This window comes from Vallitalea okinawensis (genome assembly GCF_002964605.1).
GTDB classification, from domain to species: Bacteria; Bacillota; Clostridia; order Lachnospirales; family PQDH01; genus Vallitalea_A; species Vallitalea_A okinawensis.
This window is the reverse complement of record NZ_PQDH01000015.1, coordinates 25,652-44,032: the sequence shown is the minus strand read 5'-3', so window position 1 is coordinate 44,032 and position 18,381 is coordinate 25,652. Positions and strand designations below refer to the sequence as shown.

The window sequence follows — 18,381 nt, the reverse complement described above, 5'->3', positions numbered from 1 at the left end:
GAGGATTTATATGAAAAAATGGATGACTTCATTGATGATCTTAACAATGGTACTCAGTTTTTCTTCAGGTGTCACAGCAGAAGAAAACAAGCTAACAGTCAAACAATTGATGGACTTATACGACAATCAGAGTATTGATAATTATCAAACAGAATTAAGTTTCTTATTAGATGAAATGCAGGATGAAGCAAATTTAGAGAATTATGAGAGTATCCTAGATTCTCTTTCTATTTATGAAGTAAAGCTTTATATGTATGATATGGAACTTGAGCAACTTATCGAAGAGGAAGATACTTCAAGCTCTGAGTTTAATCAAGTTATTTATCAACTAGCTTTGACTCAAAATCAATATTTAAATTCATTAGAAGGACAACTGAACAATTATATGGATATGGAAGTCTTACAATATGAATTGAATCGTGTTAATCAACTTCTTAGCCAAGAATTATTAACTAATCAGTATAATTTCCAAGCTTACTTATATGATTATGGATTAATGCAATTGGATGTTGAACTACTAGAGTTAGAAAAAGAAATTTTAACTCTAGAAAAAGAAAATGCTCTCTTAGAACTGGAATCAGGTAATGTCACATCAACTGTTATTGAAGACATAAACATGCAACTTATAACCCTTGAAGATCAGTTAAGTACTTCAGAAATTAAATTGAAAGAATGCTATGATACTATACTCTATACACTGAACCTTGATACTTCTATCTCTTACGATTTTCATGTTAACCCAGAAGAAATCCAAATTATTGATATTCAAGAGATGGATGAATTCTTATCACTTGCCGTAAGCACTAACTTTGGCTTGAACCTCATTGAATTCCAACAACAGCAGTATGAAAACTACTTAGTGAAATTAAATCTTGTTTATGATGAAGATGAAGCTTCTTATGAAGAGAAGTATCTTAGTTATCAGTTAGACCTAAAGAAATTGGAGCAAGAAAAACAGTCTATTTATTTAGATATAAAAAAATGTTATTATAACTATGATAATAGTTTAAAAGAACTGGATCTATCTTATAAAAAGTATGAACTCTATAAACAAAACTATGAACATGTACTTTTGGAATATGAACTGGGTAACATCAGTACCTTAGACCAACTAGAAGCAGAATACCAGCTTCGAAAAAACACATATAATTATTACCAACAACTTATAACTTATAATCAGTTTAAAGTTGACTACTTAAAGTATCTATATGGAATCAATTAATCCATTTTGCCTTAGGTAGCCCATGAAGGAGGGTTTTATGAATGGTATAAAAGTTCTTGTGGTAGAAGACGAAGAACGTTTACGGAATATTATTAAGAAATACTTATCCTTTGAGGGATATACAATACTCGAGGCTGAAAACGGAGAGGAAGCCATCCACAATTGGCAGATTCATCATCCTGATATTATCATTTTGGATGCCATGCTTCCACTAATGGACGGATGGGAAGTATGCAGATTCATTAGAAGGGATAGCCACGTCCCCATTATTATGCTGACAGCTTGCTCACAAGAAGACGATAAAATAAGAGGCTTTGAGTACGGTGTTGATCAATATATGACCAAACCCTTTAGCACCAAGGAACTCATTGCTCGCATGAAATCTATCCTTAGGAAAAATGAAAAGATTTCAATTCACAATGAGTATAGCATTAATGGTTTGACGATCTATATAAAGTCGCATAAAGTTGTCAACAAAAACGGTGAAGTTCGATTAACCCCAAAAGAATATGAGCTTTTAATTTATTTAATCAATAATCGCTCCATCGTTCTAAGTAGGGATATTATTCTCAATGCTATTTGGGGCAGAGAGTATGAAGGTGACCTCAGAACCGTCGATACGCATATAAAAATGTTACGCCAAAAGCTGAGCATGATTAAAAATAACATTCAAACAATTAGAGGTACAGGTTATAAATTTGAGGTGTTTAACGATGATCAAGTCACTGAAGGCTAAGTTATTACTCATTTACTCAGGTATTATGTTACTCATATTATTTTCTGCTTGGTTCACCATAACATATTTCTCTCAAACCTACTATGAGTATAGAAAAGAAGAACTGATGAAAGAATATGGTGCCACCATAGAAAACATTATAGCAAATTCTAATAATGCACGTAATGACATGGATGAAGCTCTTTTTGCTGATCTTTCCCTAAGTTTTGAAGGTGAAATCATTATCCTAGATAGCACTTATGCTCTTATCTACACAGATAGTTTTGGGTTTATGCGACGGATAGGTAATACTCCTTTTGATTTCGATAACGTCAATGAGGGAGTAACACGTTATTCTAGAAGTGAATTTATCAACTTACTCAATCCAGATATAAAGATAAAGGGAGTGCCGCCTAACGCTAAAAACGATAATGACTTATTATTATATAACAAAATTGATAGCTATGGCAATCTAATCATAATATATATGCCAATAAAGTCCATACAAGATTCCGTCAATATCATTCAACAACTTTTGTACATGATAACCATTATTGCACTCTTATTAATAAGCATATTGACATTCATCATATCACGGAATATTATTAATCCCGTTATTGAAGTGAAGAATATTGCTATAAAAATGAGCAGTCTGGACTTTTCTCAGAGATGTAACCAGCAAAGAAATGATGAGATTGGTGAGCTAAGTAGCTCAATTAACGTGTTGTCTGATAAATTAGAAGTTACAATTAATCAATTAAAAACAGAACTAAAAAAGGAAAAATCTACGGATCAATTAAGAAAGCAGTTCATTGGGCAAGTTTCTCATGAGTTACAAACACCTCTATCAATCATCAATAGCTATATTGAAGCACTGATGGATGGTGTCATCACCAGTAATGATGAGGTAGATAGTAGTTATCAGATCATTCAAGAAGAGTCTGAAAAAATCAGTAAGATTGTTAGGGATTTATTAGATCTGTCACAATTAGAATCTGGTGTGTTTAAAGTAGAATTTAATGACTTTAATATAGGTTTGTTACTTGATCAACTTTATTACAAATACCATGAGCTTGTAAAAGCTAAGCAATTCACATTTAACGTATCAGGTGTGGAATCAGGCTATATCATTAAAGGTGATTCCATTCGTATCGAACAAGCTATCAGTAACTTAATTCAAAACGCCATTAAATATACAAACCCTGGAGGTCAAATAACACTAAGTATGCGACCACAGAATAACTATATACAGATCTTAGTTGAGAATACAGGTCATAAGATTGCTGAAAAGGATATTGATCTTATATGGGAGAGTTTCTACAAGAATAAAAATTCTAAAAAAGAAGGCATAGGTTTAGGTTTAGCCATAGCTAAACAAATAGTAACCCTCCATGGCGGTGATTACTTTGTTCGTAATACAGATGAAGGTGTTGTATTTGGCATCAATTTAGTACGATAAAAGGAGTAGGAAAGTATATTCTTTCCTACTCCTTAATTTTATACCATATCGATAATAACTTCTTTTTTCTTTTTCATCATCTGGTAAGTAAAAATCAGTAATAATAAGAAAATCCCTGCTAAGTCTGACTTCCAGCCAGGTATAAGTAATAAGAAGGCACTCAAGAAAAGTAATACTCTTTCTATGATACCAGCATTTGTCTTTAGATACCCTACTGCTCCTGCCCCCATAGCTATAATACCAATTACAGCTGTAGTGATAGGAATAATGGCTTCTACCAATACCACATCTTGAAGTAACAAGACTGGGTTATACACAAATATAAATGGTACTACAAAACCCGCTAAGGCTAGTTTTACAGCTGTAAAACCAGTCAAGAATGGATTTGATCCAGCTATCCCAGCACCTGCATAAGCTGCTAGAGCAACAGGAGGTGTTAAGTCAGCAACTACGCCAAAATATAGAACGAAAAGATGAGCTGCTAATGGATTGACACCTAAACTCTCAATAGCTGGTGCAGCGATCATTGCTAAAATGATATACGTTGCAGTTGTTGGTATTCCTGATCCTAATATGGTACATGCGATCATAGTGAATACTAAAGTAAAGAACAGATGTACACTAGGTGTAGCCATAAAGGTTAAACCAATACCTGCAAAAAAGTCAACAATGGTTTGAGCTAAACTGATTGTCTTATTGGCAAAGGTTAACCCCAATCCAGTTAATGTGCAAGTACCAACAATGAAACCAACAGCTGCACATGAAGCTGTTACACCTAATGAAGAGATGGCTCCTTTACTTAAACAATCTCTCATGTCCATCAACCACATCTTTATCCCTTTTATCAAGTCTAATCCTTCTTTTCTACTTACGATCAAAAGCTCGATAAAATAAATAATCATAGCTGATAAGCTTCCATAAAACCCTGCACTTAGTGGTGTAAAGCCGCCAACCAATTGCCAAATAATCACAACTAAAGGCACGAGCAAGTAACCTCTTTCCTTTAGGATATTAAATATGTGAGGAACCCTTTCTAATCCTTTTAAGTCGTGCTTAGCAGCTTCTAAATGAACCATGGTGCCTACAGCTAAATAATAGAGTAATGCAGGTATAATTGCTGCAAAAATAATAGTTGAATAGGATATACCTAAAAACTCAGCCATGATGAAGGCCGCTGCCCCCATTATTGGTGGCATGATTTGTCCACCAGTTGATGCTGCAGCTTCAACTGCTCCAGCGAATCGGGGTTGATAACCCATTTTCTTCATTAAAGGAATGGTAAAAGCCCCGGTTGTAACAGTATTGGCTATGGAGCTACCGTTAATAGAACCCATTAATCCACTTGAGATTACAGAAACCTTGGCAGGTCCACCTGTACTTTTTCCTGCAACGGCCATAGCTATATCAATAAAGAGCTGTCCTAACCCTGTCTTCTCAGCCAGCACACCAAATAGTACGAATAGAAATACATAGGTTGCCGCGACAGCAAGAGGTGTACTGTATATCCCCTCTAATGTTAAATACATGTACTCCGCAATTCGGTTAATGGAATAACCTCTATGAGCTAAAAATGGCAGGTAAGGTCCTAAGTAAGCATAAGCTAAGAAGATAACTCCTAATATAGGCAGATCAATCCCAATCACACGTCTACCTGCCTCTAATACCACTATTACAGCTAACACTGCCATGATGATATCCATGGTGGTAGGTGCACCTGACCGATAAGCTAAACTCTCAAAATTAAAGACAATATAGAGATTAACTACCACTCCAACGATGGCAAATAAAACATCAACTATCGTAAATTTATTTTTTGGTGATTTCTTTGTAGCAGGAAATAGTAAAAATATTAAAGACATGGCAAAGGCTAGATGAATAGATCTTTGTAACCTTGCTTGTAATAATCCAAAGCCGGACGTATAGAGTTGAAATAAAGACATCGCCACACTGATGGATAAAATAACTCCTCCTGCCCATCCTACTAGTTTTCTATAATTTGATTCTTTATCCATTTCTTTAACTTGGTCCAGATCAACTTCCACATCATTGTTTATTTTTTCTTCCATTTTTATCCCCCTTTAAACCTCGTCAACCAAATTTGACCTCTAGGTAGGTCATCAATTTTTATAAGAATTCTTTTGTTATTTTCAATTACATCCGGTAAAAAGACTCTAGAGTCTTCAAAGATAAACTCATTCTCATATTTGTCTTGCACATTAATAACCACTTCCTCGAAGCTTCGATTAAAATTTCTTATGACAAAATAATCCCCCATGTTCTCAAACTCCTCATCACCATATCCGTATTCTGGCATACCAGCCCCACCTTGATCGATATAGCGCACTTCTTGTAAGGCTATTTCTTTGTTTATGGCTACTAAATATTCTTCGATCGGTGTCTTTGAAACAGAATGGATATAACGATAGACAACGATTTCATCTTCAATTATGGGAATGACTTTAACAATATGATTCTTTTCTAGATCCGTTATAACAAAGCATTGAATGGGTATCAAAAGATACATAATGACTATAATTAAACCTATTAATATGAGTAACTTAATCTTTTTCATATAAAAAGGCCGAGAAATACTCGGCCCCTCCTTTTTGAGATGATTTTCTAATCAATAATACCTTGTTCTTTATAGTACTTTTCAGCACCAGGATGCAATGGAATAGCCATACCATCTAAAGCTGTATCAATGGTAATGTCTTTTCCTTTATCATGGGTTTCCTCTAACTTCTGACGGTTTTCCCATAATGCTTTCGTCATTCCATAAACAAGGTCATCATCTGCTTCCGCGTCACAAACCCACATTGCCATTGTTGTAGCAGTATTAACAGGTTCATCTTGTCCATCATATGTTCCTGCTGGGATTGTTGTTTGAGCGTAATAAGGCGACTTTTCTATCATTGCGTTAACCTTTTCTTCTGCTATTGGCACAATAACTATATCTCTTGATTTTGATACATCCATAACACTTGAAGTTGGGTAACCTGCTGTTACAAAGGCGGCATCAATTTGCTTATCTTTTAATTTCTGAGCCGCTTCAGTAAAGCTTAAATAATCGATACTCATATCATCGTATGTAAGTCCATGAACATCTAAGATATTTTTAACATCTACTTCAACACCACTTCCTTGTTCACCTACAGAGACTTTTTTGCCCTTTAAATCTTCAACACTGGTAATTCCAGAACTCTCAAGAGCAACAATTTGAATAGCTTCTGGATAAAGACTTGCGATTCCACGTAAATTATCTACTGCATTCCCCTCAAAAGAAGCTTGTCCTTCATAAGCCCAGAATGCAACATTATTTTGCACAAAAGCTGATTCTGTTTCGTGATTGCTTAATAAGTTAACATTTCCTACAGAAGCATTTCCTGCTTGGGCTGTTACTGTTAGCCCTTCAATGTTACTCGATAGAACATCTGCTAAAGCCCCACCAACAGGATAATATGTACCACCTGTTCCTCCAGTAGTGATGTTAAAAAACTGCTTTTTGGACACGGTACCACATCCAACCAATACTACCATCATCAGGCACACAACACTCAATGTAACTACATTTCTTTTTTTCATTTAAAAACCCCTCTTTCCTATTACTCTATTTTAACCTCTTATAAAGATTGTATACAATAATACGTTAATATATTATCACACGACACAGTGTTTTGCAAGTTCAAATTATTCCAGATTCATTTTAAATATAACTGTAGTTTTATGATTAGGAGAATATAATTATAAAAAATAAACTAACTCAAATAAAATAAGGGTATTACTCATAAATCCCACTCATAGCATTATTACTTTATCAGACTAAATCGTTAAATAAAATGAATAATTATTATAAAATACACCAATTTACTTATTATAAGCAACACTTCATTTTTAAGCATCTGCAAGGTGACCTAACTTAACATTGAAGCTCCTATACGTCATATTTCCATATTATATTAAATTCATATTTGTATAATACGAGAAACATCTATATAATATATCCATATATAGGGTTGTGATTAATAAATGATCTTATGAGTTAGTTTAGGAGACTTATGATGAATGTAATTAATTATAGTAATCTTGAAAATATCATCCCCAATGTTCATACCGTAATTGATAGAACAGGATTTAAAGGTTGGAGTGTACCAACTCGAACCATTAATGACCATGAATTAGTGCTCATCCTTGAGGGAAAAGGTAGTTTTACAATTGAAGAAAAAGAATATTCTGTCCAACCCGGAATGCTTTTTTACTTCTATCCAGACCTTATTCATTCTGGTGAAACACGACTTGATGAACCAATGCACTTTTTAGCTGTTCACTTTTCTTTTGCCTTTGCAAGTTATAGTGGTAATGAATATACGATTGATACCTCCCCATATAAATTACCTTTAAAACCTGTTAATCAATTGCATCATTATTATCAAATCCAACAAGTATTTGAGCATTTATATAAAACTTGGTTAGAAAAAGGTTCAAGCTACCAATGGCAATCAAAAATTCTTTTCCAGGAATTTTTATTCAAGGTCCTATATGACCTAAAAAATCCTCCACAGAACTATACAAATGTAAATAGGATTAAGCACGTCCTCAATTATATCAATAAACATTATACAGAACACATTAACATATCACAGTTATGTTCAATGGTCCAATTAAGTCGTGGTCATTTTACAAAAATATTTAAACATACCACTGGTAAAACCCCAGTTGAACACATCAATCAGGTTCGAATTGAACATGCAAAAGATTTACTCACAAGCACAACCTTACCTATTAAAGACCTGTCGAGACAAATTGGATTTAACGATGAATTTTATTTCACTAGGGTTTTCAAACAATATGAAGGATGTAGTCCCTTAGAATATAGAAACTGCTTTTCAAACTTATGAAATAAATAAGATAATTGTCCATGAAATAATAATTTTATCTATGGATATATAAAGATTTATTCAATATACTTAGATTAATTGAGATTATAATAATTAAGTATATGGAGGTTGTTTATGAAGTGGACACGAGAAGACTATATTGAGTTAATGACTTTTGGAAACGTGGAACGTCAAATGTTTGTGGAATTATTTGGTCCACTAATAGGGCTTGAAGAAGAATGGAAGGGCCAAGGAGCATCACAGGATCAAATGAATATGATTGGGTTTGATTTTGACTATGTACCAAAGATAAATTGTGGTGGTGATACTTTTAGAAGAGGTGGATTAAAACCTACAGTACTTGAAGAAACCCATGAGTATATTATACATATGGATGACCTTGGTCGAACAATGAAGCTATGCAAGGGAAAAGCTACAATCCCTTTACCACTGGACTATCCTGTTAAAGATATGGATAGCTGGCTAAAAGTCAAGTCTATGTATCAATTTAGTGAAGATAGAATCAATTGGGATGCAGTAGAAGCTGCAAAAAATGCTCAGAAAAATGGTGTTTTAGTTAGAGCTGATATTCCTGGTGGATTCGATGAAGCTCGGGAGCTAATGGGAGAGGAAGAGTTATGCCTTAGTTATTACACTCAACCTGAACTTATGTATGATATTATAGATACTATTAGCCAAACTGCCTATCAAGTTTTAGACCGAGTCAGCGATCATGTGGTTATTGATAATTTGTCTGTACACGAAGATATGGCAGGTAAGTCTGGTCCATTAATTGGTCCAAACATCATTACAAAATTTATTAAACCCTACTACAGAAGTGTTTGGGATATGTTATCATCAAAAGGTACCAAAATCTTTAGCCAAGATAGTGATGGTGATATGAACTCCGTCATCGATTCCTTCTTAGATTGTGGTGTAAATGTTATGTATCCTGCTGAACCAGCAGCTGGTATGGATATTGTCAAACTTAGAAAAAAGTATGGAGATCGTCTAGCTTTTAAAGGTGGCATCGATAAGCATATATTGCGCAGTAGTAAGGATGCAATACTAAAAGAACTGGAATATAAGATGCAGCCTCTCATGAAAGGAGGCGGCATGGTCTTTGGATTAGACCATCGTATTCCCAATGGTACTCCTCTTGAAAATTACATCTATTATATTAATACGAGCAGAGAAATTCTTGGGCTTCCCCCTTTAGATGGTCAAAGAAAGGGCTGGGAACGTATGGCTTTTTAACGTCCTGATGCACACCTTTCCAATTATAATAGCAGCTTAAACACTCCTATTATAACTGGGAAAGGTGATTTTTTTGCAGGTGATTTTATGTTTTATTTTAAGAACCTCCTGTTATATGGTCATCAAGATTGTCAGTACTGTTGGTACAAGAAGAACTAAAGATAATAATACATATTGTTTTTTAGATAATTGCTTTCCATCCTTCCTATTTTGTAAGATGTAAAACATAATACAAAATACTGTTATGATTAACTCTATTACAAAAGCTTGCATTGGTGAGTACGATAATTACCTAATCCATAGGCTAGGGTATCAGGTCCCATAATGTGATGTGGATTTCCAGATATAAAATCCAGGACCCCGTGGAAAAATACGATACCAGCACCCCATAAAGCAAAAGATTTCAGTTCTGTTAACGCTTTCTTATACTGCAAAAAAAGATGCTTGACTCTAGATGATTAATCATTTAGAGTCAGACATCTTCTATCCTACATTGTATGTTATTCATTCATCCATTCTTAATTAACTTCATCAGGAATAAATCCTTTAAATTGCGCTTTATAAAGCTTCGCATAAATACCTTCCAACTCTAATAATGTTTCATGATTACCTTTTTCTTCGATGCCATTTGGCGATATAACGACAATCTCATCAGCATCTTTAATAGTTGATAATCGGTGCGCGATAACAAGTGTAGTTCGTCCATGAGATAGCTTCTCCAATGCACGTTGAATCTTAATCTCTGTTTCATTATCAAGTGCTGAGGTAGCTTCATCTAAAATTAAGATAGGTGGATTCTTCAAGAAAACTCTAGCAATAGCGATTCTTTGCTTCTGACCACCTGATAATCGTATACCTCTTTCACCAACTTCAGTGTCATAACCATCTTGTAGTCCCATGATGAAATCATGAATTTCAGCATTTTTTGCCGCTTCCATCATTTCAGACTCAGTAGCATTAATACGACCGTACATGATATTATCACGTATGGTACCAGCAAATAAGAACACATCCTGAGATACCAAACCAATATTTTTACGAAGGGATTCAATGGTCAAGTCTCTAATATCTTTATCATCCACTGTTATGCTACCAGCTCCAATTTCATAAAACCGTGGTATCAAATGACATAATGTCGTCTTACCACCACCAGATGGACCAACCAGCGCCAGTGTTTTTCCAGCTTCGATATCTAAATTAATGTCTTCCAAAACACTTTCACTCTCATTATACGCGAAGGATACGGATTGGAAACCGATATGCCCATTAACCTCTTCTAAAGGTACAGCATCCTTTTTATCTTGAATCGTTGGCTCTTGATCCATGATATCACAGAATCTCTCAAAACCAGTCATACCTGACTCAAACTGCTGAGCAAAGTTGGATAACCTTCTTATAGGTTGCATAAATATATTGATATACAACATAAAGGCTAGCATATCTGGCAGATTCATCTGATCTGTTAATATGAATAAAAATCCCACTACAAGAACTGTCAAGTTTAAAGCATTGGACAAAACATTTATTCCCATCATAAAGATAGCCATGTTTTTATAGGCAATGTCCTTAGAACCTCTAAATTCCATGTTACCTTCCTTAAACTTATCCATTTCATATTCTTCATTGGCAAAGGATTTGGAAACTCTAATACCAGACAAACTGCTTTCTAATTGGGCATTAACTTTTGCCACTTTCTTCTTTACATTTTTAAACCCTTCACGCATTCGGATTCTCTGACGCATAGCAAATAAAATCATAATGGGTACAAAAATATAAACAATGACTGCTAACTTCCACTGTACTGTTAATAGGATGATAAAGGAACCTATTAACATGAATACAGATAAGAATAAATCCTCAGGTCCATGGTGGGCCAGCTCAGTTATTTCAAAGAGGTCATTGATGACACGAGACATGATTTTACCCGTTCTATTCTTATCATAAAAATCAAAGGATTGTTTCTGCAGATGCGTAAATAAATCATTACGCATATCATACTCCATGCGGACGCCTAATATGTGCCCCCAATAATTGACTATGAACTCAAAAAGAGCTCGCACCCCATAGATTACAACCATAGCAAGTATTACCACAAAAAAAAGTCGTACTGCTTTATTAGGTAATAACTCATTCAGAGTATACCGGGTAATAATCGGAAATGCCAGATCAATTAACGCAATGCATAGAGCACAAAACATGTCCAAAGCAAAAAGCTTCCAGTGTGGTTTGTAGTAGGCTACAAAACGCTTTAACAGATGTTTGCTTTTAGTCATCATCATTCCCCCATTCTTTTAATTTTAATTATGTTTGAGACCTATGATTTACTTATGTAGTAACAAACAATATTACTATTATACTAGCCTCTTTCATATTTGTAAATAAGTATCCTATATATCCAAAAAGTAATTGTATTCGTTATATCTTTATCAATAATTAGAACAGTTAAGTGTTAATCAAATTCCTTTTAAGAGAAGACTTTGTCTTTTCTGGAATAAGAAATTATGATATACTAAAACAAGAGATTTCGTGGCATAGACCACGTCAAATGAAATTAGGAATTTCATATTAAATTATCTTTTTGAGGGGGAAATAGAATGTATAAAGACAAAGTACGCTCTATACCAGTTGTTTTAATTTTATCAATTGTTACTTGCGGTATTTATATGTTTTACTGGATTTATTCCATAAGTGAATCCTTAAAACACTATTTAGATGACACTGAAATTAGTCCAGGTGTTGACGTCGTATTATCTATCCTTTGCTTTTACCCATACAGCATTTATTATTCCTATAAATTAGGTCAAAAACAAATGGATGCTCAAAGAAGAGCAGGTGTTCCAGTAACTGATGACACTGTACTTTACGTTGTATTAGCTGTCCTAGGTTTCTTCATTGTCAATCAGCTCATCGTTCAATCAAAATTAAATGAAGTTTGGAATAATGCGGTTTAAAAAACTAACTAAGCAACAACTAAAAGATTTCTTAATTCCAACAGTGGGAATCCTAGTTTTTAGTTGGTACATTATTCATATAGTTGGTAGTAATACACGTTGTCTAATTAGAGGAACTATAGGTATTCCTTGTCCTGGTTGTGGATTAACTAGAGCTTATGATGCTCTGTTACATGGTCACATACTAGAAGCAATCTATTACCATCCTTTGTTCCTATTGCCACCAATTATTATTTTCATTTTGTTATTTAGGAAACATCCTAAAATCAATAACATTTATAACAACGATAAACTTTGGTGGATCATTATTGGGTTATTCTTGTTGGTTTATATTCTTCGGATGGTTTTAATGTTTCCAGATCAGCTACCTATGCAATTTAACCAAGAAGCAATTATTCCAACCATCTATCGGAATTTAATTAAGTAAATTAAGAATATGATTAAGACTCAGTTCAATAAAGGACTGAGTCTTTAAAAAAAAGATTGCTTATACCTCTTATTCATGATGCGAACATTGGTCCTTATAAGCATGTTCATGACATACACTTTCAGTAGATATTATTGACTGGCTCATATAACTATTGATAACCTCTTCTAGCGAGCCTTCTACCCCCACATAAACGTCTATACCGTGAGCCTTGAAAAGTTCTTGCGCTTTACTTCCCATGCCTCCAGCAATAACTATATTAACTTTATTCTTTTTCAAAAACTCTGGTAAAAAACCAGGTACATGTTCTGGATTCTTTAAATAACGATTACCCACTATACTATTCTCTTCTATATAATAAAGCATAAATCCTTCACAGTGCCCAAAATGTGAAGCTACAGTATCTCTTTCTTTTGCAATTGCTACTATTGTCATAGAATATCCTCCTTTTCAAATTCACTTATTAAGCCTAATATTTCTTGTCCTGCTTGACTCTTTGTACAATCTAAAATATTCTTTTCTTCATTGATAGCCTTCGAAACATATTGATCAAAAGCTATCTGCCCTAATACTTTAATACCTAATTTCTCACATAGTCTGATGATATCACAGGTAATCTCTTCATTTAAATCCCACTTATTGATACAAACTTTAACAGGTAAATGAAAGTGATTGCATAAATCTAAAATTCTTTTTAAATCTTCTTTACCTGATAAAGAAGGCTCTGTCACAATGATACCTAGATCACATCCTGTTAATGAAGCCATAACAGCACATCCAATTCCTGGTGAACCGTCCAAGACTACCAACTCATCATTAGTAACTTTGCACTCCATATCACGTCTCAAGGTTGTTATTAATTTTCCTGATCCATCAGCACCACATTGCATTTTTGCATGACTCATGTAAGCTTTTTCATACACCAATTGATCCATATAAATAGTAGCTGTAGTGTCTTCACTATAAGAAATGGCTTGACTTTGACAAACTAAACCACAACTTTTACACCCTTCACAACTGGTTGCATCTACTATAAACTCATGTATAGCGTCAAAATGGCATACTTGCTGACATGCGCCACATTGAACACATAAGCTCTTGTCAATATATGCAGTATATCCAGATTTAAAATCCTTTTGATGTACTGAATCTATCTTAGTCGTCAGATGGAAATTGGGTGCATCCACATCACAGTCAACTACATGACACTTGAAATACTTAGCAAAGGCAGATGCCAGTGTTGTCTTCCCTGTTCCACCCTTTCCACTCAGAAACACGATTTTCATTTCATTAAACTCCTTAACTCTTTGGCTATTGCTTGGTAATCATTCATTATAGGATGATCGTCCTGAATGATGTGCCCTTTGGAAAACTCTTTACTTAGCCCTCTACTAAACGGTATTTTTCCTAGTAGAGGAATAGCTTTGTCAGAGCAATACTCTTCAATAATCTCATCACCTTCTCCGGCCTTATTAATGACCACGCCTATAGGAATTCGTTGTTCCTTCAAGAAACTAACCACTATATGCAAGTTATGTCGACTGAAGAGGGTTGGTTCAGCTACCACAACTGCCAAATCAGTTCTCTTGTTAGCCTTAACAACGTTACAAGAACTCCCTGGTGGACAATCTATGATAGCTTCATCAGGACTAACTTTAATAAGTTCCTCAATAATTGGTCCTCCCATAGGCTCACCTATATTGAGACGTCCTTCATAACATGTTGTTCCTTGACTGTTACCCATATTAATGATACCTATGGATCTGTAATTGGATGTGATAGCATCCTTCGTACAACTTAGTAAACAAGCTTGGCAACTATGGCATAGGTGTTCAAACACAAGCATTTGTCTGCCATTGAACCCAATAGCATTAAATTGACAATTGGCTAAGCAAGCTTTACAAACATCACACTTAGAATGGTCGATGCTAGGTACCCATACTCTGATATCTTGGCTATCTTGTATTTCTGGTTCCATAAATAAGAAACCATTAGGTTCTTCCACATCACAGTCCACGTAAGCATAGCCTAAAAGTTTCGCCAGATGAATAGATACTGTGGTCTTACCCGCACCACCTTTCCCACTTAAAACAGCAATCCTCATCGGTTATTACCTATACCTTGACCATGTCTATGCTGTCCTTTCATTGATGGAGAGTACTCAAAAATCCTGTGAAGGTCACCTCTTTCATAGGATTTTATAGCTTCTTTTACACTTTCACCATCTAGATGATAAACTTCTACGCTATGCTGAAGAACCTCAAATGCATTCTTTCCTACATGGCCTGTTAACAGAACTTTACATCCTTCCTCAACTACCTTTGTGGCAGCTGATATACCTGCACCATTAGCTTGATATACACCTTGATTCTCAATGCTCTCATAGGCCTGCTTCTCTGTATCATAGAACCCCAAAAAGCTAGCTCTACCGAAGCGCTGATCAGTTTTTGAATCAAGATCTTTTCCCTGACTTGAAATACATATTTTCATTGCATCATTCCTTTTCCAACTTACTTATGATATAAACACCAATAATAAGTCTTTAGATTTTTGACTCAATACTTCGATATCCATATCTTATGTTATTATTAGCATATGCCAATTATTATTATACACCCATTTGAGTTTTTGTCAAATGCCAATAACATTTAATGGTTTTTTATATATTTGACTTTAGTTATTTTCTCTTACATGACTATATACAAATTGTTTTGTAATTATTTGGTTAATAGTTTTAATGAAAAGTATAATTTAAAAAGCAAAAAAAATATTCTAAAATTATTACTAATAAAAAGCCTTTAATTTCAGTGTTATTGTGCACTTACTCTATAAAACTCATTAAATGATGATTGACAAATTAATTTGATAATGCTACAATGTATTCGAAAGCGGTTTCGGTTTTCAAATTTAATATTCAAGCAGAGAGTATCCTCTATTTTTTTCAAAATCTTCGAAAGCGGTTTAGATAATTTTATTAAACATCTTGCTAATGCATGTCTAATGATGTATAATTTTTTTAGATAGTTTCGAAATCGGTTTCGAGAAAGAGGGAAAACAATGATTACCATTTATGATATTGCAAAAGAAGTAGGGTGCTCAAGTGCTACTGTGTCAAAAGCACTTAATAATTATCCGGATGTTAATGCTAAGACACGCAAAAAAATATTAGATAAAGCAAAGGAAATGGGCTACTCTCCTAATTCTCAAGCTCAGGCTTTAACGAAGAAAAAAACATGGAATATCGGTGTTTTATTTGAAGTTGAAGGTAAGAGTCGAACTGGTCTTACTCATTACTTCTTTGCACAGATACTTGAGAGCTTTAAAGAATACGCTGAAGAACTGGGTTATGATTTAACATTCGTTTCCGAAAAGATAGGTAATGATCCTGTGTCATTTTTACAACATGTAAGAAGAAGACATTGTGATGGTGTCATTATTGCTAACTTTGATTACGAAAACGAAAAAATCCTTGAACTCATTCACAGTAAAATTCCTGTAGTGGTCATTGATTACAATTATGATACCGTTAGCTCTATATTGTCTGATAACTATGAAGGCCTTAAATTGCTTACGCAATATTTGATGGATCTTAATCACAAAGAAATTGTGTACATTCATGGACAACATAATTATGTAACAGATATCCGACTTAATGCTTTTATTGACACCCTAACTGACAATGGTATAACTGTTACTGAGGATCATTTGCTCGAAGGCATGTACTATGACAAAGATAAAATCTATAACAAAACATTGGAAGTACTTCAACGTGAAGATCCTCCAACAGCTATTATATTTTCTGATGACTATGCAGCAGTATGGGGAGGAAAAGCTATTGAGAAAATGGGACTTCGTATCCCAGAGGATATCTCTATAGCAGGATTCGACGGACTTGAAATCAGTGAAATGATGAAACCAAGGCTTACTACTGTGAAACAGGATACGAATCTCATTGGTAAACAGGCAGCTAAACGTTTGATTGATATTATTGAAACAAAAAATCATTCTAAAGTTGATATTCATGTAGGTGTTGAATTGATTAAAGGGGAATCCTGCAAGAAAATCGGTAATTAAAATTCAAATTTGTGGGGAAAAAAAGGAGAATTCATGATGAAAAGATGGGTAAGTTTATTATTAGTTGTAACAATGTTATTTTCTTTAACAGCTTGTGGTTCATCTGAGGATAAAGACACCGGCACAGGTACAGCCAGTACAACAGAAAAATCTAAAGTAGAAGCACCTGCTGAGAACAAAACCGATAAATTAGTTGTTTGGACATTTACAGATGAAATAAAAGGTATGATTGAAAACTACTACTTAAAAGCTCATCCAGATTTACCTTATGAAGTTGAAATAGTTGTTATTCCTAATGACCAGTACCAAAGCAAATTAGACCCAGCTTTAGCTTCAGGTAAAAGTGCTCCAGATGTATTTGCTCTTGAAGCAGCTTATGTTAACAAATATGTCGACTCTAAATTCACTGCTGACCTTGCTTCAGTTGGTATAGACAAGAATAATGTGGATACGATGCAGTATGTTCTTGACGTTGCTACAGATAGTGAAGGTAAGTTAAAAGGTCTTAGTTGGCAAGCAACTCCAGGTGCTTTCTTCTACAGAAGAAGTATTGCAAAAGAATACCTTGGTACTGACGATCCTGCTGAAGTTCAAGCTATGGTAGCTGACTTTGATAAATTTTATGATACTGCTAAAAAAATCTATGACGGATCAAATGGTGAAGTAAAAGCCATTAGTTCACTTGGAGATTTGGTTCAAGTATTTTATGCAGCTCGTGAAAATGGATGGGTCGTTGATAATAAATTTGTTATCGATCCCAAAGTTGAAGAGTTACTAGATATGGGACGTCAATTAGAATCTGAAGGGTTAACCAACCAAGCTGAACAATGGACTGAAAATTGGTTTGCAAGTATGTCAGGTAATGATGTATTCGGTTACTTCTTACCTACATGGGGATTACATTATGTACTTAAAACTAACGCTGTAAATGCTGAAACAGGTGCTTCTACTGAAGGCGACTGGGCAATGATTCAAGGTCCATCACCTTACTTCTGGGGTGGCACATGGGTAGCTATGCGAGATGGATCAGAGATGGAGCAAGCTGCAGCTGATTTAATTAGATATTTAACATTAGATGAAGACTTCTTAACAACATGGGCTAATGATACAGGTGATTTCTTATCCAACGGAGCAGTTGTTAGCGCTATTAAAGACGACTTTACTGAACCTTTCTTAGGTGGCCAAAATCACTATGCAGCTTTTGCAGAGATGGCACCAGAAATTGATGCTTCTATTCTAACTGGTGCAGATAAAGATATTCAGGATTTATTTACAGAACAACTTACAGCTTATTCAAAGGGTGAAAAAGAAAAAGATGCTGCCATTGCAGACTTTAAAACATCCGTACAGAACCTTTTCCCTAATTTAGAGTATTAATTTTTTGATAAGGGGTGGGAGCGAC

General features: G+C 34.6%; 17 protein-coding genes. 9 read left to right on the top strand and 8 right to left on the bottom strand.

What is annotated here, in order from left to right; genetic code table 11:
- The first annotated feature begins 10 nt into the window (after positions 1-10).
- Genes C1Y58_RS23780 through C1Y58_RS23770 form a run of 3 tightly spaced genes read left to right on the top strand, consistent with a single transcriptional unit; the run spans position 11 to position 3,396 of the window.
- Positions 11-1,222, top strand: coding sequence for a TolC family protein (locus tag C1Y58_RS23780; protein ID WP_105619506.1), 1,212 nt, complete (start codon positions 11-13; stop codon positions 1,220-1,222).
- Between the two features lie 37 nt (positions 1,223-1,259).
- Positions 1,260-1,958: a response regulator transcription factor gene (locus C1Y58_RS23775; protein ID WP_105619504.1), complete on the top strand. Its 699-nt coding sequence runs from the start codon at positions 1,260-1,262 to the stop codon at positions 1,956-1,958.
- On the top strand, positions 1,936-3,396 hold the full coding sequence (locus C1Y58_RS23770; RefSeq protein WP_105619502.1) for a sensor histidine kinase: 1,461 nt from the start codon (positions 1,936-1,938) through the stop codon (positions 3,394-3,396). Before C1Y58_RS23775 ends, C1Y58_RS23770 begins: the two co-directional genes overlap by 23 nt.
- A 38-nt stretch (positions 3,397-3,434) precedes the next feature.
- Here the strand turns inward: C1Y58_RS23770 and C1Y58_RS23765 are convergent, their stop codons facing one another.
- From C1Y58_RS23765 to C1Y58_RS23755, 3 genes are read right to left on the bottom strand one after another with little or no spacing between them, the layout of a single operon-like run.
- Positions 3,435-5,462 carry a TRAP transporter permease gene (locus C1Y58_RS23765; protein WP_105619500.1) on the bottom strand — a complete coding sequence of 676 codons (2,028 nt, stop codon included), beginning with the start codon at positions 5,460-5,462 and terminating at the stop codon, positions 3,435-3,437.
- 2 nt (positions 5,463-5,464) lie between these two features.
- A complete protein-coding gene (locus C1Y58_RS23760) occupies positions 5,465-5,968 on the bottom strand; it encodes a DUF1850 domain-containing protein (protein WP_105619498.1) in 504 nt (167 codons plus the stop codon).
- Positions 5,969-6,015: 47 nt separating this feature from the next.
- Positions 6,016-6,978, bottom strand: a complete 963-nt coding sequence (locus tag C1Y58_RS23755) for a TAXI family TRAP transporter solute-binding subunit (RefSeq protein WP_105619496.1) — start codon at positions 6,976-6,978, stop codon at positions 6,016-6,018.
- Positions 6,979-7,454: 476 nt separating this feature from the next.
- Here C1Y58_RS23755 and C1Y58_RS23750 point away from each other — a divergent pair, with 476 nt between their 5' ends.
- Together C1Y58_RS23750 and C1Y58_RS23745 are read left to right on the top strand one after the other, a co-directional pair.
- A complete protein-coding gene (locus tag C1Y58_RS23750) occupies positions 7,455-8,291 on the top strand; it encodes an AraC family transcriptional regulator (protein ID WP_170311681.1) in 837 nt (278 codons plus the stop codon).
- Positions 8,292-8,405: 114 nt separating this feature from the next.
- The gene (locus C1Y58_RS23745; protein WP_105619493.1) at positions 8,406-9,527 is read left to right on the top strand and encodes a uroporphyrinogen decarboxylase family protein; all 1,122 of its coding nucleotides are present in this window, start codon (positions 8,406-8,408) and stop codon (positions 9,525-9,527) included.
- A gap of 518 nt (positions 9,528-10,045) precedes the next feature.
- On the opposite strand, the gene C1Y58_RS23740 is transcribed toward C1Y58_RS23745, so the two are convergent.
- Positions 10,046-11,800, bottom strand: coding sequence for an ABC transporter ATP-binding protein (locus tag C1Y58_RS23740; protein ID WP_278286146.1), 1,755 nt, complete (start codon positions 11,798-11,800; stop codon positions 10,046-10,048).
- Between the two features lie 321 nt (positions 11,801-12,121).
- Here C1Y58_RS23740 and C1Y58_RS23735 point away from each other — a divergent pair, with 321 nt between their 5' ends.
- Positions 12,122-12,478: a DUF4234 domain-containing protein gene (locus C1Y58_RS23735; protein ID WP_105619491.1), complete on the top strand. Its 357-nt coding sequence runs from the start codon at positions 12,122-12,124 to the stop codon at positions 12,476-12,478.
- The gene (locus C1Y58_RS23730; protein ID WP_157950265.1) at positions 12,468-12,905 is read left to right on the top strand and encodes a DUF2752 domain-containing protein; all 438 of its coding nucleotides are present in this window, start codon (positions 12,468-12,470) and stop codon (positions 12,903-12,905) included. Before C1Y58_RS23735 ends, C1Y58_RS23730 begins: the two co-directional genes overlap by 11 nt.
- Before the next feature lie 69 nt (positions 12,906-12,974).
- On the opposite strand, the gene C1Y58_RS23725 is transcribed toward C1Y58_RS23730, so the two are convergent.
- Genes C1Y58_RS23725 through C1Y58_RS23710 form a run of 4 tightly spaced genes read right to left on the bottom strand, consistent with a single transcriptional unit; the run spans position 12,975 to position 15,395 of the window.
- Positions 12,975-13,340: a NifB/NifX family molybdenum-iron cluster-binding protein gene (locus tag C1Y58_RS23725; protein WP_105619487.1), complete on the bottom strand. Its 366-nt coding sequence runs from the start codon at positions 13,338-13,340 to the stop codon at positions 12,975-12,977.
- A complete protein-coding gene (locus C1Y58_RS23720) occupies positions 13,337-14,191 on the bottom strand; it encodes an ATP-binding protein (RefSeq protein WP_105619485.1) in 855 nt (284 codons plus the stop codon). Before C1Y58_RS23720 ends, C1Y58_RS23725 begins: the two co-directional genes overlap by 4 nt.
- On the bottom strand, positions 14,188-15,009 hold the full coding sequence (locus C1Y58_RS23715) for a nucleotide-binding protein (RefSeq protein ID WP_105619483.1): 822 nt from the start codon (positions 15,007-15,009) through the stop codon (positions 14,188-14,190). The genes C1Y58_RS23720 and C1Y58_RS23715 overlap by 4 nt, the downstream gene beginning before the upstream one ends.
- Positions 15,006-15,395, bottom strand: coding sequence for a NifB/NifX family molybdenum-iron cluster-binding protein (locus tag C1Y58_RS23710; RefSeq protein WP_105619482.1), 390 nt, complete (start codon positions 15,393-15,395; stop codon positions 15,006-15,008). The genes C1Y58_RS23715 and C1Y58_RS23710 overlap by 4 nt, the downstream gene beginning before the upstream one ends.
- A gap of 567 nt (positions 15,396-15,962) precedes the next feature.
- Between C1Y58_RS23710 and C1Y58_RS23705 the strand changes: the two genes are divergently transcribed.
- Positions 15,963-16,979, top strand: a complete 1,017-nt coding sequence (locus C1Y58_RS23705) for a LacI family DNA-binding transcriptional regulator (protein ID WP_105619480.1) — start codon at positions 15,963-15,965, stop codon at positions 16,977-16,979.
- A gap of 36 nt (positions 16,980-17,015) precedes the next feature.
- On the top strand, positions 17,016-18,356 hold the full coding sequence (locus C1Y58_RS23700; RefSeq protein WP_105619479.1) for an ABC transporter substrate-binding protein: 1,341 nt from the start codon (positions 17,016-17,018) through the stop codon (positions 18,354-18,356).
- The last annotated feature ends 25 nt before the right edge of the window (positions 18,357-18,381 follow it).